The following is a 21,684-nucleotide window of genomic DNA, read 5'->3' as shown; positions in this document are numbered from 1 at the left end:
AACGAGCGTTCCTTGCTCCCGTGATGGGACCTCTCCCCTCGCTCAGTAGCGAAGGAGCCAGCGCGTCGCCGGCGGCGTGGGCGGCCCCCGGGCGGGGTCCTCCTGCTTGGGGCCGATGGAGAGCGCGTCCACTCCCAGCGCCTGGCGCAGCGACGCGGCCGTCCCCTCTGGCAACCCACCCGGACCGGGGTTCCCAATTGGCCGCGCGACGCCGGCTACCGTCGTGGCGGACCGTCCTTCCGGCGCGGAGGCCACGGCCGCACCGGGGGGCAGGCCGCCGGGGGTGGCGGGCCGTGCCTCGGGGACGGCGGCGGCGCGGGTCAGCAGCCACTCCAGCGCGCCGCGCTCTTCCGCCGGCAACTGCCCGGCGAACTCCGTCAGGCGACGTGCCAGGATGTCCGGTACCGGACGCGTGGGGTCCTCCTGCTTGGGGCCGATGGACACGACGTCCGTGGGCCGGATTACGCCCGCGGGCGCGCCGGGGCGACCGCCCACCCGTGACGCGCCGCCGGCAGTCCGTCCGCCCTGCACGATGATACCGCTGGACGGGGCCGCCGCGGGGCCGCCGGCGGTGCGGCCGCCCTGAATGATGATCGCCACGCGCCCGGGCCCGCCGCTCACCCCCCCATCGTCGCAGCCGCCGCCGGGGCCGATCTGCAGCACCGGGAGCACCCGGACGTCAGAACCAGCGACGGGCGCGGACGCGGCGCGGAGCAGCAGGCGGTTCCAGAGCGCACGCTCCTCGGCACGAAGCCCGCCGGCGAACCCGTTCAGCCGCCCCTGGAGGGACCGCAGGTGGGTGGCGTCCACGGTCACGGGGGCGGGCTGCGCGGTGGCTGGCAGCGCCGCCAGGGTGGCGAGGAGCAGGAGTGCGGAGCGACGTGGATGGATGGTGCGCATGGCGGGTCCTCGTGCCAGGTGGGGAGCAATGCCCCCGTATGGACGGGGTGCGGCCAGCAGCGGCATGAACTGGATTGTGCGCCAGATCACGTGACCGAGGATAGGCGCGCGTCGCGACCTATCCTATACGTATGCCTACGTAGACTGCGCTCCCGGCGTACGTAGACGCTGTGGCGACAGGGCGGGGCGAGTGAACCGAATCCGCCTTCCCGGACTCGCGAAAACCGTCTGTCATTCTGAGGGAGCCGCCTCACCGAACTATTCGTAGCGCGCCGGACTCCTGCGGCGATCAAAGAATCTACTGCGCGTGCAGAGAGGCCCGGTGTGCACGGCATTGGCCTCGGAACGCGCAGTAGATCCTTCGCTCCGCGCCGGAGTGTGGCGCGGGGTGAGGGGGCGGCGAAGCGCGTCGCTCAGGATGACAAGGGGAGGGGGAGGCGGGGTTTGCGCGGTTCGGGCGGCGGCTTTCGGTTCCGGTCGGCGGGGTTCTGCGCGGGCGGAAGGCACGGGCAGCCACGTGGGGCGGCCCCTGCCGGCGGCGCCGGCGTCCCTGGGTGGGACGCCGGGCCGCGCTGGGTTGGGTCAGGCCATCGCCCTCCTTGGTGGAATGGCTCCCGGATCAGGAGGCGCGCGGCTGGCCGTGCAGGACGAGGCATGCCATTCGGCAAGGTTCCCCCCCGCTCATCTGACAGCCCTCCGTGTCCTCTCCGTCTACTTTAGTGCGGGGCGGCGGCGTAGCAAAAGGGGTTTGAGGGGCACGAAAGGGCCATCCGCCCCATAGCCGCCAGCCCGGGGAGGTGCCGTACCTTCTGGTGGAAGCAAAGAGGGGCGGGCCGGGGGCTCATGGGTCATCCGCCCCATGCCGGAACGGGTGGCGGAGGGCATCTTCCGCGGGAGTCGTACGGCAGAATCCCCGAACGGAGCCATCTCCCCATGCGCGCATCCCCCTACCTACTCGAGCATCCGCGCGAAAGCGACGCGCTCCGCCGCATCCGGGCCGTGGCCCGGGCCGCGTCGGCCGCGCTGGAGGCGGGCTCGGCGGACGGGCTGGCGCGTGCTCTGGAGGATGCGGCCCGGCCGGCGCTCTCCTTCGACGCCTTCCGCCTGGCCACCTACGACGCCGGCACCGACACCCTGCACTACCACGGCAGCTCGCCCCGCGTCGCGGGTGCGGTGGCGTGCGCGGAGACGCCGGACCGCTGGGTGGTGCGCGGGAAGCGGACGCTCGCCACGGGCCGTCCCCACGACGGGTGCGGCGCCGGCGGGTCGGCCATCCGCACGCCGGTGATGGCGGGGCGCGAGCTGCTGGGCGTGCTGGCGGTGGAGACCGTCGACCCCGCGCGCTACTCCGCGCACGACGTGGAGATGATGGAGGCGCTCGCCGCCGTCGCCGCATCGCGGCTCGCGCACCTGCGCCTGGCGGGCGAGCACCGCGCCGCCGCGGATGCCGTGCACGCTTCGGAGAGCCGCTTCCGCGCGATGTACCGCCAGTTCCCGCTGAGCGTGCAGATCTTCTCCCCCGACGGGCGCACCGTGGACGTCAACGAGGCGTGGGAGGAGCTGTTCGGGCTGACGCTGGAGGACACGCGCGACTGGAACCCGCTGCACGAGCCGCAGCTCGCCGAGCTGGGCGGCCTGCTGCGCCGCGCCTTCGCGGGGGAGACGCTGGAGCTTCCGCCCTCCCTCTTCGACACGCGCCGCGCCATCGGCGGCGACGGGGCCGCGGCGGCGCGCTGGATCCAGGCGTCGGCGCGGCCGGTGCGCGCGGCGGGCGGGGAGATCCGCGAGGTCATCATCGTCCACCAGGACGTCACCGACCTCAAGGAGGCGCAGACGGCGCTGGAGCGCACCAACTGCGACCTGGAGTGCCGCGTCGCCGAGCGCACCACGGAGCTGGCGCGGGCCAACGCCGCGCTGGAGGAGGAGGTCGCCGAGCACGAGGAAGCCCGCGAGGAGCTCCTCCGCCGCACGCAGGAGCTGGAGGCGATCTTCCAGGCGCTCCCCGACGCCTACTTCCGCCTGCGCCCGGACGGGACGATCGTGGACCACCGCGCCGGCCCGGAGTGGAGCCGCCTGGTGCCCGCGGGCGACACGGTGATCCGCCGCATGCAGGAGGTGCTTCCGCCCGAGGCCGCCGAGCGCCTGGACGCGGCGCTGGCCGAGGTGGAGCGCACCGGCCGCCTGGCGACGCTGGAGCACACCCTGCGCACCCCCGGCGGCGAGGAGCGCGAGCTGGAGACGCGCCTGGTGCCGCTGCTGGACGGCGACCGCGTCACCGTGGTGCGCGACATCACCGTGAGCAAGGCTGCCGAACGGCGGCTGCGTGAGCGAGAGGAGCACTTCCGGCGGCTGATCGAAAACGCGTCGGACCTGGTGTCCATCATCAGCCCGGACGGCACCATCCGCTACGAGAGCGAGGCGATCCGGCGGCTCTTCGGCTACAACGCGGGCGAAGGGGTGGGGATCTGCGCGTGGGACCGCGTGCACCCGGACGACCGCGCGCACGTGGAGAAGGCGCTCGCAGAGGTGGCCGCGCAGCCCGGGGAGACGCGCTCGGCCGAGTTCCGCTACCGCGCCCGCGACGGCGCGTGGCGCACGGTGGAAGCGGTGGGGAAGACGCTCACGGGCAACCCGGAGGACGGCATCGTCATCAACACGCGCGACACCACCGACCGCAAGGAGGCCGAGGACGCGCTGCGCGCCAGCGAGGAGCGCTACCGCGCCCTCATAGAGAACGCGCACGACATCATCGTGGTGCTGGACCCCGCCACCGGCGAGATCCGCTACCAGAGCCCGTCGATGGAGCGCATCCTGGGCTACACGCCCGAGGACTCGAAGGGGCAGAACATGTTCGCGCTGGTGCACCCGGACGACCTGGAAGTCGCCATGCGCGAGATCTCCGCGGCGGCCGCGGCGCCGGGGACCACGGGGCATGCCGAGTACCGCTTCCGGCACAAGGACGGCAGCTGGCGGCAGCTGGAGACGTTCGGGCGTACGGTGTCGCCCATGTCGGCGGCGGAGGGGCTGGTCTTCAACACGCGCGACATCACGGAGCGCAAGGAGGCGGAGGACGCGCTGCGGTGGAGCGAGCAGCACTTCCGCCGGCTCATCGAGAACGGGCAGGACAACATCGTCATCATCGCTCCGGACGGGGTGATGACGTACCAGAGCCCCTCGGTGACGCGCATCCTGGGGTACACGCCGGAGGAGCTGGTGGGGCGGAGCGCGTGGGAGCTCGTGCACCCCGACGACGTGGCCGTGGTGCTGCGCGAGCTGGAGAACACCTTTGCCACGCCGGGCGTGATCGGCCACGCGGAGTACCGGTACCGCCACAAGGACGGCTCGTGGCGCTACCTGGAGGCGTTCGGGCAGACGCTCTCCACCGACTCGCCGGACGAGGGTGTGGTCGCCAACATCCGCGACGTGACGGAGCGGCGGCTGGCGGAGGAGGCGCTGCGCCGCGCCACGCTGGAGGCGGAGCGCGCCAACCGCGCCAAGAGCGAGTTCCTGAGCCGCATGAGCCACGAGCTGCGCACGCCGATGAACTCCATCCTGGGCTTCTCGCAGCTCCTGTCGCGCGGCACGCTGGCGGCGGACCAGCGCCGCGGGGTGCAGCACATCCTGACGGCGGGGCGGCACCTGCTGCGCCTCATCAACGAGGTGCTGGACATCGCCCGCATCGAGAGCGGCCGGCAGCAGCTCTCGCTGGAGCCCGTGCGCCTCTCGCTGGTGGTGCAGGAGGCCGTGGCGCTGGCCCGTCCGCTCGCCGCGCAGCGCTGCATCACCCTGGACGACGGGGAGCTTCCCGGGGGCGAGCCGTTCGTGACGGCGGACCGGCAGCGCCTGTCGCAGGTGCTCCTCAACCTCCTGTCGAACGCGGTCAAGTACAACCGTGAGGGCGGCTCGGTGCGCCTGCACTGCGAGATCCTGCCGGAGGACCGCGTAAAGGTGCGCGTGACGGACACGGGCAAGGGCGTGGATCCCGCGCAGCACGACCAGCTCTTCGTCCCCTTTGCCCGGCTGGGCGCGGAGCACACCGAGGTGGAGGGGACGGGGCTCGGCCTGGCGCTCTCGCAGCGGCTGGTGGAGGCGATGGGCGGCACGCTGGTGCTGGAGGAGAGCAGCGAGGAGGGGAGCACTTTTGCCCTGGACCTGAGGCTGGCGCGCGACCCGGTGGAGCGGCTGGAAGCCCGCTCGCCGGCCCCGCTGGCCGTGGGCTCCAAGATCCGCTCGCCGGTGACGCTGCTGTACGTGGAGGACAACCTGGCCAACCTGAGCCTGGTGGAGACGATCCTCTCCGAGCGGCCGGGGTGGAAGACGATCCCGGCGCTTCAGGGGCGGATGGGGACGGAGCTGGCCCGCGAGCACGCGCCGGACCTGGTTCTGCTGGACCTCCACCTCCCGGACGTGCAGGGCGACGAGGTGCTGCGCCGCCTGCGCTGCGACGCGCGCACCGCCGGGATCCCGGTGGTGATGATCAGCGCCGACGCCACTCCGCGCACGATCGACCGCCTGATCGCCGAGGGCGCCGACGCGTACCTCACCAAGCCGCTGGACGTGGACGAGTTCCTCGCCGCGATCGACCGGCTGCTGCCCGAGGTGGTGGGCGCGGACTGAGGTCCCCCACCCCCGCTCGTCAACTCGCGGCCCCTCCCCCAATAACGACCTGGGGGAGGGGCGTTTGCGTCCATCCGCGCGCGTCCTCGGCATCCGCGCGGAGAGACCACCGGCGAAAGCATCACACAGAGAACACAGAGGGAACAGCAAGCCACAGGGGAACCTCTTTACTCTGTGGCTCTGTGTCTCTGTGTGAGCCATGCTGTTGTGCCTTTGCGGCCGGATGTTGCGGCGCATTGCGGGCTGTCGGTGAAGGAAGGGCGGTTGGTGGTCCGCTGATTGCGGCGGGAGGGGCATCTTCAAGTGCTCCCGGTCTGCGCCAGGACCGGCGGCTTACCCCGTGTCGAAGGATCGCCCGTTGTTCGGTCAGGATACCCCCGCTACCGAAGCGCCTCTTCCCGTGCGTGCCGGCTTCGCCTTCACTCGGCGAGGGCGGCTGTGAGCGATCCGTTCGCGCGCGCGCTCGCCGGGGTGGCGGACGTGGCCGACCCCGCCGACGCGCTGGGGCCGCTGCTCGCCGCGGCCATGGAGCGCGCGGGGGCGGCGGGCGGGGCGGTGGTGGACACCGAGGACGCGGTGCGCGCCCACGCCGGGTGCGAGGCGCCGCAGGTGCTGGCGCTGATGGACGGGCCCATCGCGGAGGCACGCGAGCGCCCCAGGCGGCGGCGCGGCGCACAGCTCCTGCGGCTCAACGGGGCGGACGGGTTCGCGCAGCTCCTATGGGTCCCGCTCGAGCTGCGCGGGGCGGGGGCGGGGTCGATGCTCCTGCTGTACTCCGGCGCGGAGCCGGGGGAGGAAACGGTACGGGAGGCCGAGTCGGCGGGGACGGCGGTGGCGCTGGTGCTGGAGAACGGGCACCTGTACGAGGAGGCGCGCATCGCCCGGCAGTCGCGCGACCACTTCCTGGTGGCGCTCAACCACGAGCTGCGCACTCCCGCCACGGCCCTCCTGCTGGAGTCGGACATCCTGCGCTCCGGGCTGCTGGGCAACCTCCCGCCCCGCATCGCCGAGATGCTGGAGCGCGCGGAGACGCACGTTGCCGAGATCGTCCGCGTGCTGGAGGGGATCCGCGAGCTGGGCGAGGCGCAGACGCCCTCCGAGGCGACCGAGCTGGTGGAGCCGCGGAAGTTCGTGGCCACCCTCCTCCGCCGCATGGAGCCCACGGCGCGCCGCAAGGGGCTCACCCTCTCCCTCCACTACCCGCCCGACCTCCCCCTCCTGCAGACGGACCCCGACCGCCTGGCGCGCGTGCTCCTGCACCTGCTGGACAACGCGATCCGCTTCACCGACGAGGGCAAGATCGAGGTGCGGCTGACGCGCACCACCAAGCCCTCGCGCACCCGCCGCATCCGCGTGCTCGTGGTCGCCGTCTGCGACACCGGCCACGGCATCCCCGCGGACGAGCTGGAGCGCGTCTTCGAGCCGTTCGCGCAGGTGCAGGAAGGCGCGCGCTCCGCCTCTTCCGAACGGGGCGTGGGGCTGGGGCTGGCGCTCGCCCGCCGCCTGGCGCGCACCCTCTCCGCCGAGGTGAAGCTGGAGAGTGAGTTGGGGCGGGGGACTACGGCGTCGCTGATACTGCCGTATCAGTAGAAGTCAACGGGCCGTCGCTCAACTACAAGCACCTGCTGTCGCACCTGCTCGGTTATTCGGGTCATGGTAGATGCGTTCCCGCGTGGCGCTGTCGGCGTGGCCGGTTGCAGCTTGCCGCCGGGGAACAGGAAGTAATTCGGAATTTCGCCGCGCTTGTAGGGGCTTGCGCCTCGCACGGCGTCCTGCCGGGTTGTAGCGGGCCGGGGTGGCGGCCCAGTTCTCGGGTAGACCCTCTAAGCGATTCGTTGCCGCCGGTGGCGACCCGCTACGGGAAGCTTGCGTGACGCGCCGGAGTAACGCATTCTGTGGTTGCCTTCCGCGCTGTATCGTCCCACGTTCGGCTGCCGTTCGATACTGCTCCCTACCCGCCGCGGAGAAACCCATGGCAGGGGAATTCATTGAGTCTTTGAAGTGCGAGATCACGATCCGACCAGAGATGGAGACAGCCGATCATCGTTACGAGTACGTGTTCCGAAACGTGGGAGACGAACCGCAGGAGGACTCGTTCGCCTTCACCGTCCCGAACGCGACGGTGGCCCAGATCGGCGATGTGGTCGCCCATGACGGTCCACCCGGCCGGAACCCCACGGTAACCCGTGAACCCGTCAGCAACGCGACACGCCTGATCTTCTCCAATCTGCTCCCCATCGCCGCCGCCCAGTCACGAGTCCTGGGATTCTCCTATCCGGCTCCCACCAGCGTACTGAAGCACAACGGCCTCCTGAGCAATGTCGCGTTCTACCGCGCGCAGCTCATTCACACCTACCACGTTCGGGTGGTAACTGTCACCATTCACCTGCCGAAGCGTTCAAAGGTCATCAAGTATGTCGGCAATGCGACCGTGACGGGCACGGCCATCGTGTTCCGGGAGAACGACCTCCGGCCGGGTGAACTGTATACCTACCCGATCTTCTTCTCACGCCCGAAGCCGGTGTCCGCCCTGCTCGCCGCAGGGGCCACGGGCGCCGCCGGCGCGGGGGTGGAAGAGGCGGTTCAGGCACTGCTGGGTCTCTTTGGAGGTGGCTGACGATGCACGGCACGACTTCTCCTCTCAGCAATGCACCGGACGCACGCGCGTCCGCCACCAGGCTTCGGCTCCTCGAGATGAAGGAGTTTGATCCGTTCTCTTCTGTTTCCGACCCACCACCCGGTCCCCACGCGAGCAAGTGCGCGGGTGGCGGTGGCGGTGGCGGTGGCGGCGCCCGCTGCAGCGGCGGCGGTAGCTGCGGCGGCTGCCGCTTCTCTGACGGAACCGGGGAAAGTGGCGGTGCCTGACGCAGCGCTGCCGCCGGAGATCCGGGTCCGGAAGCTGCCCGCCTACAACGACGAGCCCAGGCTGGTCCAGTTCCACGCGGTCCTTACCGCTGAAGGAAGGGATTTCGACGGGTATGGGTGCGACCGGGACCCGGAGTCCGCGGAAGCCAGGGCCGTGTTCGAAGCGGTGGAACGCTCGTGTCTCGCGTTCGCCCCTCCACCCGAGCGTCTCCACGCGCGGACCTCGGCGATCTCGCCCGGCGTGTTCCAGTCCTTCAGCGACGCGCAGCTGTCCCAGGACGCGTTCCGGGCGATGCGGATCTCGGACGATGATTCGTTCGGCTGGGCTCCCGCGACCGACTGCCTCACTGGGTCCGCCGTCTGGATTCCCGCCCAGCTGGTGTTCTGTCCATACGACCTCGCGGGCGAACCGCTCCTCCGCTTTCCATCGTCCAACGGAACGGCCTGCGCGCGGTCGCCCGGCGAAGCGCGCTGCAAGGCCGCGCTGGAGGTGATCGAGCGCGATGCCTTCATGTGCGGGTATCTGTCGGATTCCCTCCCGTCGCGGATCGATCTCGACAGCGGCACCGACGAGGCGTTCATTTGGCTCCTCGAAGCGTTCGACCGGTACCGGCTGGAGCTGGACGTCCTGCTTTTGCCCTCCGATTGGGGATACCCCGTCGTCCTTGCGATCCTGCGTGACGCGAGCGGGATCGGACCCGCCCTCACGGTGGGCGCGAAGTGTCACCCTCGGCTCCGCACCGCAATTCTCGGAGCCGTCCACGAAGCGCACCAAATCCGGCCGTGGCTGCGCGACGAGATCACCCTGCGAGGGCTTCCGGCCCTCGACGCAGGGCAAGTGAGGGATTTCTGGACCCGCGCCCTGTACTGGGCCCACCCGGATCGTGCCCGGAAGCTGGAGCCGCTCTGGCGCGACGCCGCCGAAACGCCGAGCCCGGCACCGCCTCGCGATCTCCCCAGCGAACCGGATTGGGCGGCCGTATGGGAACACCTGCTCGACCGGGCGCGGCTGCTGGGAACGTCCATCTATGCGGCGGAGCTCTCCACGCCGCTGTGCCGTGCGATGCAGGTGAGCGTGGCAAAGGTCGTCATTCCGGACGCCCATCCCCTGTACCTAGACGAGCGGTATCCCTACACGCGCTCTCCCGCCCTCGCCCGGGCGCTGGACCGGAATGGGGCCCGCCAGGCGCCGCTACCTCCGCACCCCTTCGCCTGACATGGAGCCGCCTGGCTGGGCCTCGTTCATCCGCCGGTTCTTCGCGGAGACGGCCATGTCGGAGGTGCGTTCCGCGCCCTCCGATCCGCAGAACCAGCAGCTGAAGACCTATCCACGCCTGCCCCGTCATCCGCTTCCGCATCCCGTGCTTCCCGTCTGCACGCTGGCCGACGCCCTGTTCTCCCGGGCGTCCGCGCAGGAGTTGACGAGCGTTCCCCTCCGCCCGGCGGATCTCTCGAACCTGCTGAGGGCGACGGGTTTCCGCGGAGGTACGGGCGATGTAGAAGGCGGCAGGCGCCTGTTTCCTTCCGCCGGCGCGAAGTATCCCACCGAGGTCTACCTTGTCGCTCTGCGTTGCGAGGGCCTAGACCACGGGCTCTATCACTACGCACCCCGCGAGCACGCGCTCGAAACGCTCTGGACCCGTGACCTTTCTGGGGTTCTGCAGAGCGCCACGGACGATCCCCGGCTCGAGAATGCCGGCGCGGTTCTGGTCTTTTCGCTCGTCACCGGCCGCGTGGCCCAGAAATATGGCAGCCGGGGACTTCGCTACGCCCTGATCGAACTCGGCCACGCCGCGCAGAACGTGTCCCTAATGGCGGCCGCGCTGGGACTGGACGCATACGAGATCGGGGGCTTCGTAGACGACGACATCAACCACCTGCTCGACGTAGACCCGGCCGTGGAGTGCGCGTCACATCTGCTGGCCCTCGGAGGAAGACCGCCAGAACCGGTATAGTCTCCACGATCCACAGGAACGGATCTCCACGCGTGGTCGGCGCCGTTCGCGGCGGTCTCGCGGGCGGCACGGAAGAAGCGGCGTCGTACGCCGCATCGTCGCTGCGGTGCTTCAGGCGACGGTTCGGCTAGCCGCGGCTGCTCTCCTCATCATCGCGGGCGACACTTGCGCAGCGCGTGGGCGTCGCCGCCACGCTAGATTTGGACATGATGGACGGTGAAAGGTCTAGACGGTGGACGTGGGATAGCTTTATCGCGAGAACGCAGCATTTCGGCACGCGGAGTCCGGTAGGCCCTTACAGAACACCAAGGATCTGCAAGGGTTGTCAACACCCGCGCCGATTTCTTCTCTGACTCCGTGTGAGCCCCGCGGTTCCTACAACTGGTCCGCCGCGAACGTATCGCACTGGCGGACGTCGCCGGTGTCGAGGCCGCGGCGGAACCAGCGGACGCGCTGGGCGGAGGAGCCGTGCGTGAACGACTCGGGCACGATGCGCCCCTGGCTCTTCTGCTGCAGCCGGTCGTCGCCGATGGCGGTGGCGGCGGCGAGGGCCTCCTCCACGTCGCCGGCTTCGAGCTGGTAGGCGGTCTTGTTGCCCCACACCCCGGCGAAGCAGTCCGCCTGCAGCTCCAGGCGCACCGAGAGGGCGTTGGCCTCCTCCTCGCGCGCGCCGCGCTGTGCGGCGTCCACCCGGTCGGCGATGCCGAGCTGGTGCTGCACGTGATGCCCCACCTCGTGCGCGATCACGTACGCCTGCGCGAAGTCGTTGTCGCCCTTCGCGCCGGACATGCGCGCCAGGTCGTCGTAGAACGCGAGGTCGATGTACACCTTCTGGTCGCCGGGGCAGTAGAAGGGGCCCATCGCCGACTGGCCGGTGCCGCACGCGGTCTGCTCGGCGCCGGTGAAGAGCACCAGGCTCGGCTCCACGTAGTCGCGGCCCATCTCCCGGAAGATGGGATTCCAGGTGTCCTCCGTGTCCGCCAGGACGGCGCCGACGAATTGACGCGCCTCGTCGTTGGCGGGAGGGCCGCCGGGCTGGCCTCCCGGGGGCGGGCCGCCGGCCGCGGGCGCCTGCTGGAGCACTGTGCCGGGATCGCCGCCCAGCAGCATCACCACCAGCGCGATGATCACCGTTCCGATCCCGCCGCCGACCGCGACGCCGCCCATCCCGCGGCGGTCTTCCACGTTGCTGCTCTGCCTTCCGCCTTGCCAGCGCATATCGCTCCTCGCATTCGCTCCGTCGTGCGCCACCGGGAACCCACTTCGCAATGCAAGGCAGGTGCTAGACACGCGCGGGGGTTGCGTTTCCGTGATTCCGTTCGCGATTCGGTGGGTGTTCCCGGCAGCCAAGGGACCAGACCGTGGGACTCCGGCGCGAGATCGCCGCGTAGCGCACGAAGCTTGCGGCAGGGGGGCGCCCGGGCCGCCGCGGGGCGGCCGGACAACCTGCCATGGAGGGTCGGATGAGGAATAGGGGATGGATCGCGGCGGTGCTGGCGCTGGCGGCGTGCGCGCCGGCCGGCGGGGGGACCACGCAGGATGAGGTGCGGCCGCGCCAGTTCACGGCGCCGCTGTACGATGCGCAGGGGGCCGGCATGGGGACGCTGACCCTCGTTCAGCGCGGCACCAGCGTGCAGGTGCGGGTCGCGGCCACGGGGATGCCGGCCGGCACGCACGGCGCGCACTTCCACGAGACGGGGCTCTGCGAAGGGCCGGCCTTCACCACGGCCGGGGGCCACATGAATCCCACGGGCCGCCAGCACGGCCTTCGCAACCCCAACGGCCCGCACCTGGGCGACCTCCCCAACCTGGTGGTCGGCGCAGACGGGCGCGGCACGCTGGAGGCGACGGTCGCGGGCTCGCTGACGCCGGGCCAGGCGCCGCTCTTCGACGCCAACGGCACCGCCTTCATCGTGCACGCCGGCGCGGACGACCAGGTCACCGATCCGTCGGGCAACTCGGGCGCGCGGATCGCCTGCGCGGTCGTGGCGGCGCTGGTGCAGTAAGGAACAGCAATCTCACACAGAGACACAGAGGACAAGGGAAAGAAAAACAGAAGTTCTTTCTGTCTCTCTTTCCCGGTCACTCTGTGTCTCTGTGTGAGGCCCCTTGTGATCGACGGATGTGCCGCGGGTCAGCGCAGCTTGCCCAGGAGCTCGGCGTTGGTTTTGGTGTCGTTCATCTGCTTGAGGAGCAGCTCCAGCGCCTCTGGCGGCGGAAGGGAGTGCAGAGCGCGGCGCAGCTGGTGCACCTTGTCCAGCGACTCCGGCGGCAGGATCAGGTCCTCGCGGCGGGTGGAGCTGCGCTCCACGTTGATCGCCGGGTAGATGCGGCGGTCCGCCAGCTCGCGGTCCAGCACGATCTCAGAGTTGCCGGTGCCCTTGAACTCCTCAAAGATCACCTCGTCGCCGCGGCTCCCCGTGTCGATGAGGGCGGTGGCGATGATGGTGAGGCTCCCCGTGCCCCCGCGCACCTTGCGCGCCGAGCCGAAGAAGCGCTTCGGCTTCTCCAGCGCGCCGCTGTCGATGCCGCCCGAGAGCATGCGGCCCGTGCCGCGCTCGCTGGTGTTGTAGGCGCGGGCCAAGCGGGTGAGCGAGTCCAGCACGATCACCACGTCGCGCCCGCTCTCCACCTGCCGGCGGGCGTGCTCCAGCACCATCTCGGCGACGGCCACGTGGCGCTCGGCCGGGCAGTCGAAGGAGGACGCGATCACCTCGCCGCGCCCCAGCATCTCCATCTCCGTCACTTCCTCAGGGCGCTCGTCCACCAGGAGGCAGAGGAGGAGCGCGTCGGGGTAGTTGGTGGAGACGCCCTCCATGATGGCCTGCAGCACCGTGGTCTTGCCGGCCTTGGCCGGGGCCACGATCAGGGCGCGCTGCCCCTTACCGAGAGGCGAGATCAGGTCGATGATGCGGTTGGTGAAGTCGCGCCGCCCGCGCAGCCGCTGCGACTCGCACTCCAGCGTCAGGCGCTCGTCCGGGTAGGTGGCGGGGAGCGACTGGAAGTCGGCGCGGGAGCGGGCGTGCGCCGGGTCCAGGCCGTTGACGGTGAGCACCGAGTCCAGCGGCGGGCTCTTGCCGCGGCCGGGAGGAGTGCCGATCGTCCCCTCCACCCGGTCGCCGGTGCGCAGGCCGAAGCGGCGGATCAGCCCCTGCGACACGAAGGTGTCGCCGTCGGACGCCTGGTAGCCGTTGTGGGAGCTGCGGAGGAAACCACTGCCGCTGGGAAGGATCTCGAGAATACCCGTCGCGTCAGCGGTGGCCGGCGCGGGCGCGTCGGGCAGCGCCGCGGTGCCGGGCTGTGCGGAAAGACTCATTCTGTCGCTCTGGAACGTTGATTCGAAGATGACGCGGGGGCGCCGGGGGCGAGTGCGCCCGGCAGAGAGTACTGGAGGCCGCCGCGCTGCTGTGGGGCTTCGCGCCTGACGCACGTCAAGTTGCGTGCCGCATGCAAGGCGGGACGCGGACGCGGGCGCGTGTCGGGAGCGCCGCAATGTAAGCCGCGCGGGCACGCACGCAAGGCTTGCGCGGCCACTTTCACCGGAATGTTGCCGGGCGGGTGGCGCAAACGCATTTGCGCGTATAGGTTTATCCCCTCACCACCCCGCACGCCTTCCCCCTCGCGCCTCTCCATGGCTTTCGTAGAGCGCTCCCTGGTACCGCAGAGCCCGTTTCACCCCCACGCCGTGCGCAAGCGCGCGTTCAAGGGCGTGGTGGGAGTCGCGCTCATGCTGGGCTCGCTGGGCGCGGCGTTCTTTCGCACGCAGATCCTCCGCAACAGCGAGTTCGAGCTGGAGGCGGACGACAACCGCTTCCGCATCATCCCCATTCCCGCGCCGCGCGGCACCATCACCGACCGCAACGGCAAGGTGATCGCCGAGACGGTGGCGGGCTACACCCTCTCGGTGGAGCCCGGGCCGCCCGATTCGATCCGCGCGCGCCTGCACCGCGTGGCCGGCATCGTGGGGCTGGATTCGGCGGCGATGGAAGAGGTGGTGGAGCGCTCGCGCGGCATCCGTACGGAGCCGGTGCCGGTGCTCTCCAACCTGAGCTTCGAGCAGGTGTCGCGGCTGGAGGAGCGCGGGCAGCGTCCCCCCGGGGTGCTGATGGAGGCGCGTCCCATCCGCCGCTACCCCGCCGGCGCCGCCGTGGCGCACCTGGTGGGGTGGGTGGCCGAGATCAGCGACCGCGAGCTGGACGATCCGCAGTGGGTGGGGTTCCGCAGCGGGCAGCACATCGGCAAGAGCGGGGTGGAGAGGTCGTACGAGCGCTCGCTGGCCGGCAAGACGGGGTCGCGCTACGTGGAGGTGAACTCGCGCGGGCAGCTGGTGCGCCCGTTCGCGCAGCAGCTCTCGCAGGCGCCCACCCCCGGCGGCGACATCAAGCTGACCATCGACCTGGACCTGCAGCGCTTCGCCCACCAGGTCTTTCCGGAGGGGAAGCGCGGCGCCGTCGTGGCGATGGTGCCTTCCACGGGCGAGATCCTGGCGATGTACTCCGCGCCGACATACGACCCCAACCTGCTGGTGGGCGGCATCTCGCGCAGCGTGTGGAGCCAGCTCAACACCGATCCGGGGCGCCCCCTCATCAACCGCGCCGCCAAGGGCACCTACCCGCCGGCTTCCACCTGGAAGCTGGTGACGGCCATGCTGGGGTTGGAGCGGGGGGTGATCACCCCGGAGAAGCCGATGCCGATCGCCTGCTCCGGCGGGATGTGGTACGCCGGCCGCTACTCCCGCTGCGACCGGCGCGAGGGGCACGGCCCGCAGAACATGATCCAGGCGATCGCCAACTCCTGCAACGTCTACTTCTACCAGCTCGGCATCGCGCTCTCGCTGCAGACGCTGGCGGAGGAAGGGACGCGCCTGGGCTTCGGGCGCCGCACCGGTGTGGACCTGCCGGGCGAGGCGGGGGGGACCTTCCCCACGGGGCGCCAGTGGTACGTGAAGCGCTTCGGCTGGCGCGCGCCGCCCAGCGAGGTGATGAACGTGGCCATCGGCCAGGGCCCCAACGCGCAGACGCCCCTGCGCATGGCCGCCTTCTTCTCCGCCCTCGCGGGGAACGGCACGTCGCGCGCCCCGCACCTGCGCATGGGCGCCCAGCCGCCGGTGGAGACGGACCTGCGCGTGAAGCCCTCGACGCTGGCGGCGGTGCGGCTGGGGCTGGACCAGGTGGTAGAGTGGGGCACGGGCCGCACCGTCGCGCTCGGCCGCTGGAAGCTCTCGGGGAAGACGGGCACGGCGCAGAACTCCGCCGATCCCAAGAAGCCGCACGCCTGGTTCACCGGCTACGCGGGTCCGCGGGGCCGGCAGCCGGAGATCGTGGTGGCCGTGGTGGTGGAGTTCGGCGAGCACGGCGGCAGCGGCGCCGGGCCCACCGCCGCCGCCATCGCCAACTACTACCTGAACAAGAAGCACGGCTTCCCCACGCCCCGCCTGATCGCCGCGGAGACGGCGCGCGTGGGTGCGCTGCTGGACACCTCGCCGCAGCCCGCGATCCGCGATACGGCGCCGGGGCCGCGGCCGGAGTAGGGGAGTAGGGGAATGGGGAATGGGGAATGGGGAATGGGGAATGGGGAATGGGGAATGGGGAATGGCAGGGGACAGCCGGCCCGCCGCGACGATGTCGTGGCGGGCCGTTTTGCGGCCCTCACCCGGGGTTGGTGCGGAGAGCGCTGGTCGCGGTGGGGGCGAGGGCGGGCAGACACGTGGGTCTGCCCCTACGAAATCGTGGTGCGTAAGGCGGAGGTCGCGGTGGGGCAAGCGGTCGGCGCGATGAATCGCGCCCCAACGGGGCATTGGTGCAGTGGAGGCAGTTCTCCCCGTCAAACCTCCCCCCTCTCTCGATAACAGAGGCGCCAGCCTCTCCTGTTATCGGGAGAGGGGGGTCGGGGGGGTGAGGGCTACCGCCTGAACTCCACCCCCTCGTTCCACTGCGGCAGCTCCGGCATCGAGGCGCACTCGGCGGCGGTGCGGAGGATGACGCGGGCCTGCTGCACGGCGCCGCCGTAGTCCAAGTCGTCGCGGTAGGCGTCGGTGGGCTGGTGGTAGTGCTCGCGGACGAACTCCTCGTAGATGCGCTCGCCCCAGCCTCCAGGACGGCCCTCGAAGACGAGGCCGTGGTCCATCGCCAGGGCGGGGACGCCGGCGCGGGCGAAGGGGAAGTGGTCCTGGCGAAAGAACATCCCCTGCTCCGGATGCGCTTCCGGGGCGAGCCGCATTCCCTCGGCGGCGGCGGCGCGGCTGGCGATGTCGCCCAGGCCGGAGCGGTCGGCGCCGAGCGGGGCGATGTCCTCCGTGCGGCCGTGCAGGTTGGCGCCGTCCATGTTCAGCGCCGCCGCCGTGGTGGAGAGCGGAAAGAGCGGGTGGCGCGCGTACCACTCCGCGCCCAGCAGCCCCGACTCCTCCGCCGTCGTGGCGATGAAGAGGAGCGGTCGCGGAAAGCGCTCCGGCATCGCCGCCGCCGCCTCGGCGATGGAGAGGAGGAGCGCCACGCCGCTCGCGTTGTCGTACGCGCCGTGGTACACCAGCGTCGCGCCGTGCTCGCCCAGGCGCGTACCCAGGTGATCGTAGTGCGACGAGAGGAGGACGGGTTCGTTCGCGCGCGCCGGGTCGCCGCCCGGCAGCAGGCCGACGACGTTGGCGGTGTGCACCTCGCGCACGTCGCTCCGCACGTGGGCCCGCGCCCGCACGCCGGTGGGGACGGGGCGGAAGTCGCGCGATTCGGAGGCATCGATCAGCCCCGGCAGCGCGTGCCCGGCGGCGGCCATCACGCGCTCCGCCGTCTCCGCCGAGAGCCAGCCGCGCACGGGGAGGGGGAAGTCGGGATCGCCCGCGATGTCGAACTGTTCGCCGGTGTTGGAGGTGCGCACCACGTTCCAGCCGTAGCCGGCGGACTCGTCGGTGTGGATCAGGAGCGCGCCCGCGGCCCCGCGCCGGGCGGCTTCCTCGTACTTGTACGTCCAGCGGCCGTAGTAGGTGAGCGCCTTTCCGCCAAAGAACCCCGGCGTCTCCTCGGTTCCCGGATCGTTGACGCGCATCAGCAGCACCTTGCCGCGCACGTCCACCCCCTTGTAGACATCCCAGTCGTGCTCGGGGGCGTGGATGCCGTAGCCCACGTACACCACCTCCGCATCCACGCTCACATCCTCCCGCGGCACCCCTGATTCCAGCACGAACTCGTCTTTGAAGGCGGGCGTGTCCGTGTCGCCGTCCGCGTGGTGGAAGGCGAGCGTGGGGTGCGGATCCATCCCGATCATCGGCACCGTCTGGAGGTGCGAGCCGCCGACGGGGTGCAGGCCGATGCGCTGGAACTGCGCGCGGATGTACTCCATCGCCAGGGTGCCGCCGCGGGTGCCGGGCGCGCGCCCCTCCAGCAGCCGGTGCGAGAGGAAGCGCAGGTGCGCGTCGATCGTCTCCGGGCGGACGCGGTCCAGCGCGGCGGCGAGGGCGGTGTCGTTCATCGTTCCGTCAGTGTGTAGGTGTCGCCGGGGAGCGCGCGGACGCGGTCCGTGGCGCGCAGGTAGGCGAGGATGGCGTGCAGCGACCCCTCGGCGGCGATGCGCAGGCCGGGGTGGAGCGCGGCGCCGTACACCGCGTCCATGATCTCCGCCGGACGCGCGGGGCCGTAGGCACGCAACGCACGCACCACCTGCTCGATGCGCTGCAGCCGGTGCGCCCGGTAGCGCTCTACCGCGGCGGCCGCGTCCTCGATCGGCGGCCCGTGCGCGGGGAGGATGACGGCCGGCGCGAGCTCGCCCACGCGGTCCAGCGTCCTCATGTACGCCGCCAGGTCGCCCTCCGGCGGCGCGACGAGGGTGGTGTCGCTCCCGCCCATGAAGGCGTCGCCCGCGAAGAGCGTGTCCCCGTTCCACAGGAAGGCCAGGTGCTCCGGCACGTGCCCCGGCGTGGCGATGGCGCGCAGCGGGCCGGCATCCGTCTCCACCTCGTCGCCATCGGCCAGCCAGCGCGCGACCTCGTGGTCGTAGATGAGCGAAAGGAGTGCGCCGCGCGCCATCATCACGGGCGCGCCGGTGCTGTGCGCCAGGGGCAGCGCACCCTCGGAATGATCCTGGTGCGTGTGGGTCAGGAGGATGGCGACGGGAGCCACGCCGCCCAGGGCGCGCGTGATCGCGGCCATGTGCTCCGGAACGATCGGTCCCGGATCGATCACCACGGGTCTCTCCCGCCCGACCACGAAGGTGCGCGTCCCGTCCAGCGTCATCAGCGACGGGTTGGGGGCAAGCAGCGTCCGGATCACAGGCTCCTCAGCACGGCGCGCACCGGCGACGCATCCGCCTCCTCCAGCCGCAGCGGGAGCGCGATCAACTCCCACGTGCCGGGCGGCACGTCATCCAGCAGCAGGTTTTCGACGATCGCCACGCCCGCCGCGCAGAAGATGCGGTGCGCGGGCAGATCGGCGGAATCGAATGGATCAACCGAGGGCGCATCGGTCCCCAGCAGCCGCACCCCCGCCTCCACCAGTAAGCGCGCAGCCTCGGGCGTCGGCGCGGCGAAGCGGGTGGGGAAGGCATCCGCATCGACCCACGCGCCGGTGCGCACGAGGAGGCGTTCGGGTGCGCCGGCGACGGCCTCGCGCGCCCAATCCGCATCCAGGAGCTTCCCACGCGCATCCACCAGCAACGCCGGCCCCAGGAACGCATCCAGCGCCGCCGCGCCGATCCGCACCCCGTCCGCGCGGACGTGGAACGGTCCATCGGCGTGCGTGCCGGTGTGCGCGCTCATCCTCAGCTCGGCCACGTTCGCGGCATCGCCATCCACCATCCGCGAAGTCCACCCGACGCAGCACGGCGCGTCCCCCGGCCACACCGGCATCCCGGAGCGGACGGGGCGCGTCACGTCGTACAGCATCGCTTTGGGCATGCGCAATCGCGTTGAGGTGAGGCGGACGCCAGCGGCAAACCGCGGGCCTCGACCGCTGTTCCCGCACTGGCACCCACAGGGTACGCGTCGTGCATACCGCGCCGCCTCCCGATCGCCATCCTAACTCGCGTACGCGGAGAGACTTGCGATGCTGGACCGCAACCCGATGAACGGCCCAGGCCCCGGCAAGGGCACCCCCGAGCAGGACCCGCCCGGCACCGAGGCGGCGATGGACCCGCCGCCGGATCACGGCGAGGAAAGCTACGAGGGGTGCGGCAAGCTGGAGGGGCTCGCGGCCATCATCACCGGCGGCGACAGCGGGATCGGGCGCGCGGTCGCCATCGCCTTCGCGCGCGAGGGCGCGGACGTGGCGATCGGCTACCTGGGCGACGAGGAAGAAAGGGATGCGCAGGAGACGCGGCGCTGGGTGGAGAAGGCGGGGCGGCGCTGCATCACCTACCAGTTCGACGTGCGCGAGTCCAAGGAGTGCGACGCCTTCGTGGCGCGCGCGGTCACGGAGTTCGGCCGGCTGGACATCCTGGTGAACAACGCCGCCTACCAGATGTCGCAGGACGGCATCGAGGACATCACGGACGAGCAGCTCGACCGGACGTTCCGCACCAACATCTACGGCTACATCTACATGGCGCGCGCCTCGCTGCGCCACATGAAGGAGGGCGGCGTCATCCTCAACACCGGCTCCGTCACCGCCTTCGAGGGCAACCCGATCCTCGTGGACTACTCGGCTACCAAGGGCGCCATCCACACCTTTACCCGCGCCCTGGCCGAGAACGTCAAGGACCGCGGCATCCGCGTCAACTGCGTGGCGCCGGGCCCCGTCTGGACCCCCCTGATCCCGTCGACCATGCCGATGGACCAGGTGAAGCAGTTCGGCAAGGACACGTACTGGGGCCGCCCCGCGCAGCCCATCGAGATCGCCACCTCGTACGTGTTTCTCGCATCGGCAGACGCGCGCTACTACTCGGCGGAGGTGTTGGCGCCGACGGGGAAGACGCCGAGCAGGTAAGTGCTGAACGCAGTGCGCGAGTGCGTGAGTGCGCTTCATACTCAGCGCCCACACACCTCATTTCCTGAACGGAGCGCCGCCCGATCCGTGGTTCCGCGCCGGTTTCGGGTGCGGAGTGAAGGAAGCGATGCATGCCGCCGCCTCGACACCGGCCCATGTTCCTCAGCCAGACCCGCACGGACGGCGCCGCCGGGTCCGGTTCGAGGCGGGTAGCGTCGGTCGACTCCTTCACTTCGCGCCACAGCACTGCGCGGTGGCAGATGTGGCGTAGCGCTCCGTTCAGGAAGTCGGCGCGGTATTATGGTCAGCACGCACCATACCTTTCAACTTCTCACTGAGCCGACACCGTGGCCCGCATCGGTTACCATTGTTCGCACGAGCAGTACCCCCCCAGCCGCCTCCTGCAGCTCGTGCAGCGGGCGGAGAAGGCGGGGTTTCAGAGCGCGATGTGCTCCGACCACTTCTTCCCCTGGGCCGATTCGCAGGGAGAGAGCGGGTTCGCGTGGAGTTGGCTGGGCGCGGCGATGCAGGCCACCTCGCTCCCCTTTGGCGTGGTGACCGTTCCGGGCGGGTGGCGCTACCATCCGGCCATCATCGCGCAGGCGGCGGCCACGCTGGCGGAGATGTACCCGGGACGCTTCTGGATCGCGCCCGGGAGCGGCGAGCTCCTCAACGAGCACATCACGGGCGAGCGATGGCCCCACAAGGCCGAGCGCAACGCGCGCCTCCGCGAAGGGTGCGACATCATCCGCGCCCTATGGGCCGGCGAGACGGTGACGCACCACGGCCTCATCACCGTGGAGGAGGCCAAGCTGTACACGCGCCCCGAGACGCCGCCCAAAATCGTCGGCGCGGCGCTGACCCCCGAAACGGCGGAGTGGATGGGCTCGTGGGCGGACGGGCTGATCACCACCGTCGGCGAGCGCGACGAGATGCGGAAGACCATCGACGCCTTCCGCCGCGGCGGCGGGGAGGGGAAGCCGATCTACCTGCAGGCGCAGCTCTCCTTCCACCGCTCGGACGCGGAGGCGGTCCGCGCGGCGCACGCGCAGTGGAAGCACCTCCAGTTCCCCAGCTCCGTCCTCGCGCAGCTGCGCCTCCCCTCCGAGTTCGAAGCCGCCGCCGAGTTCGTGCGCCCCGACGACATCGCCCGCAAGATCCGCTGCTCCTCCAGCGTCGAGCAGCACCTCGACTGGCTGCTGAGCGACGTCGAGATGGGCTTCGAGGAGATCAACCTCCACTCCATCCCGCGCGAGAACCAGGAGCATTTCATCGACGTCTTCGGCGAGCGCGTGCTTCCGGAGCTGAAGCGGGCGACGGCGTGAAGGAGCGAAAGAGTGACAGATTGAGAAGGTGCACAGCCATATCAGCAAGCAGAACAAGCCTGAGAACAGTGAAGCCACGTTCCACATTCGGAACGTGGCTTTCCCATATGGCTC

15 protein-coding genes are annotated in these 21,684 nt (G+C 70.8%); 9 read left to right on the top strand and 6 right to left on the bottom strand.

Translation table 11 applies throughout. From position 1 onward, the window contains the following. Positions 1 to 42 precede the first annotated feature (42 nt). Positions 43 to 900, bottom strand: a complete 858-nt coding sequence (locus VF584_10750) for a hypothetical protein (GenBank protein ID HEX8210645.1) — start codon at positions 898 to 900, stop codon at positions 43 to 45. Positions 901 to 1,833: 933 nt separating this feature from the next. Here VF584_10750 and VF584_10745 point away from each other — a divergent pair. The 5 genes from VF584_10745 to VF584_10725 all read left to right on the top strand — a co-directional run bounded on the left by VF584_10745 (position 1,834) and on the right by VF584_10725 (position 10,337). Next, positions 1,834 to 5,517, top strand: a complete 3,684-nt coding sequence (locus VF584_10745; protein ID HEX8210644.1) for a PAS domain S-box protein — start codon at positions 1,834 to 1,836, stop codon at positions 5,515 to 5,517. Positions 5,518 to 5,955: 438 nt separating this feature from the next. Further along, entirely contained in the window at positions 5,956 to 7,107 is a 1,152-nt protein-coding gene (locus tag VF584_10740) for a HAMP domain-containing sensor histidine kinase (GenBank protein ID HEX8210643.1), read from the top strand. 382 nt (positions 7,108 to 7,489) lie between these two features. Next, positions 7,490 to 8,134 (top strand): hypothetical protein, encoded by a 645-nt coding sequence (locus VF584_10735; GenBank protein ID HEX8210642.1) that lies wholly within the window; start codon positions 7,490 to 7,492, stop codon positions 8,132 to 8,134. A gap of 147 nt (positions 8,135 to 8,281) precedes the next feature. Continuing rightward, positions 8,282 to 9,598, top strand: a complete 1,317-nt coding sequence (locus VF584_10730; protein ID HEX8210641.1) for a YcaO-like family protein — start codon at positions 8,282 to 8,284, stop codon at positions 9,596 to 9,598. A gap of 55 nt (positions 9,599 to 9,653) precedes the next feature. After that, positions 9,654 to 10,337 carry a SagB/ThcOx family dehydrogenase gene (locus VF584_10725; GenBank protein HEX8210640.1) on the top strand — a complete coding sequence of 228 codons (684 nt, stop codon included), beginning with the start codon at positions 9,654 to 9,656 and terminating at the stop codon, positions 10,335 to 10,337. Between the two features lie 375 nt (positions 10,338 to 10,712). Here VF584_10725 and VF584_10720 read toward each other — a convergent pair whose 3' ends face one another. Continuing rightward, positions 10,713 to 11,555 (bottom strand): neutral zinc metallopeptidase, encoded by an 843-nt coding sequence (locus tag VF584_10720; protein HEX8210639.1) that lies wholly within the window; start codon positions 11,553 to 11,555, stop codon positions 10,713 to 10,715. 245 nt (positions 11,556 to 11,800) lie between these two features. On the opposite strand from VF584_10720, the gene VF584_10715 reads away from it, so the two are divergent. Then, positions 11,801 to 12,343 (top strand): superoxide dismutase family protein, encoded by a 543-nt coding sequence (locus VF584_10715; protein HEX8210638.1) that lies wholly within the window; start codon positions 11,801 to 11,803, stop codon positions 12,341 to 12,343. Between the two features lie 128 nt (positions 12,344 to 12,471). On the opposite strand, the gene rho is transcribed toward VF584_10715, so the two are convergent. After that, complete coding sequence (gene rho, locus VF584_10710; protein ID HEX8210637.1) at positions 12,472 to 13,653, bottom strand: transcription termination factor Rho; 1,182 nt, start codon at positions 13,651 to 13,653, stop codon at positions 12,472 to 12,474. A gap of 315 nt (positions 13,654 to 13,968) precedes the next feature. Between rho and mrdA the strand changes: the two genes are divergently transcribed. Continuing rightward, complete coding sequence (gene mrdA, locus VF584_10705) at positions 13,969 to 15,867, top strand: penicillin-binding protein 2 (GenBank protein HEX8210636.1); 1,899 nt, start codon at positions 13,969 to 13,971, stop codon at positions 15,865 to 15,867. Positions 15,868 to 16,238: 371 nt separating this feature from the next. On the opposite strand, the gene VF584_10700 is transcribed toward mrdA, so the two are convergent. Genes VF584_10700 through VF584_10690 form a run of 3 tightly spaced genes read right to left on the bottom strand, consistent with a single transcriptional unit; the run spans position 16,239 to position 19,218 of the window. Beyond that, a complete protein-coding gene (locus VF584_10700) occupies positions 16,239 to 17,798 on the bottom strand; it encodes a M28 family peptidase (GenBank protein HEX8210635.1) in 1,560 nt (519 codons plus the stop codon). After that, complete coding sequence (locus VF584_10695) at positions 17,795 to 18,595, bottom strand: MBL fold metallo-hydrolase (protein ID HEX8210634.1); 801 nt, start codon at positions 18,593 to 18,595, stop codon at positions 17,795 to 17,797. The genes VF584_10700 and VF584_10695 overlap by 4 nt, the downstream gene beginning before the upstream one ends. Continuing rightward, positions 18,592 to 19,218, bottom strand: coding sequence for a cyclase family protein (locus VF584_10690; GenBank protein HEX8210633.1), 627 nt, complete (start codon positions 19,216 to 19,218; stop codon positions 18,592 to 18,594). The genes VF584_10695 and VF584_10690 overlap by 4 nt, the downstream gene beginning before the upstream one ends. A gap of 148 nt (positions 19,219 to 19,366) precedes the next feature. Between VF584_10690 and VF584_10685 the strand changes: the two genes are divergently transcribed. Together VF584_10685 and VF584_10680 are read left to right on the top strand one after the other, a co-directional pair. After that, on the top strand, positions 19,367 to 20,245 hold the full coding sequence (locus VF584_10685; GenBank protein HEX8210632.1) for an SDR family oxidoreductase: 879 nt from the start codon (positions 19,367 to 19,369) through the stop codon (positions 20,243 to 20,245). Between the two features lie 347 nt (positions 20,246 to 20,592). Next, complete coding sequence (locus VF584_10680; GenBank protein ID HEX8210631.1) at positions 20,593 to 21,570, top strand: TIGR03885 family FMN-dependent LLM class oxidoreductase; 978 nt, start codon at positions 20,593 to 20,595, stop codon at positions 21,568 to 21,570. Positions 21,571 to 21,684: the final 114 nt, after the last annotated feature.

This window comes from Longimicrobium sp., from assembly GCA_036389135.1.
GTDB lineage: Bacteria > Gemmatimonadota > Gemmatimonadetes > Longimicrobiales > Longimicrobiaceae > Longimicrobium.
The sequence above is the reverse complement of the archived record's forward strand: the minus strand, read 5'-3'. Positions and strand labels throughout refer to the sequence as shown.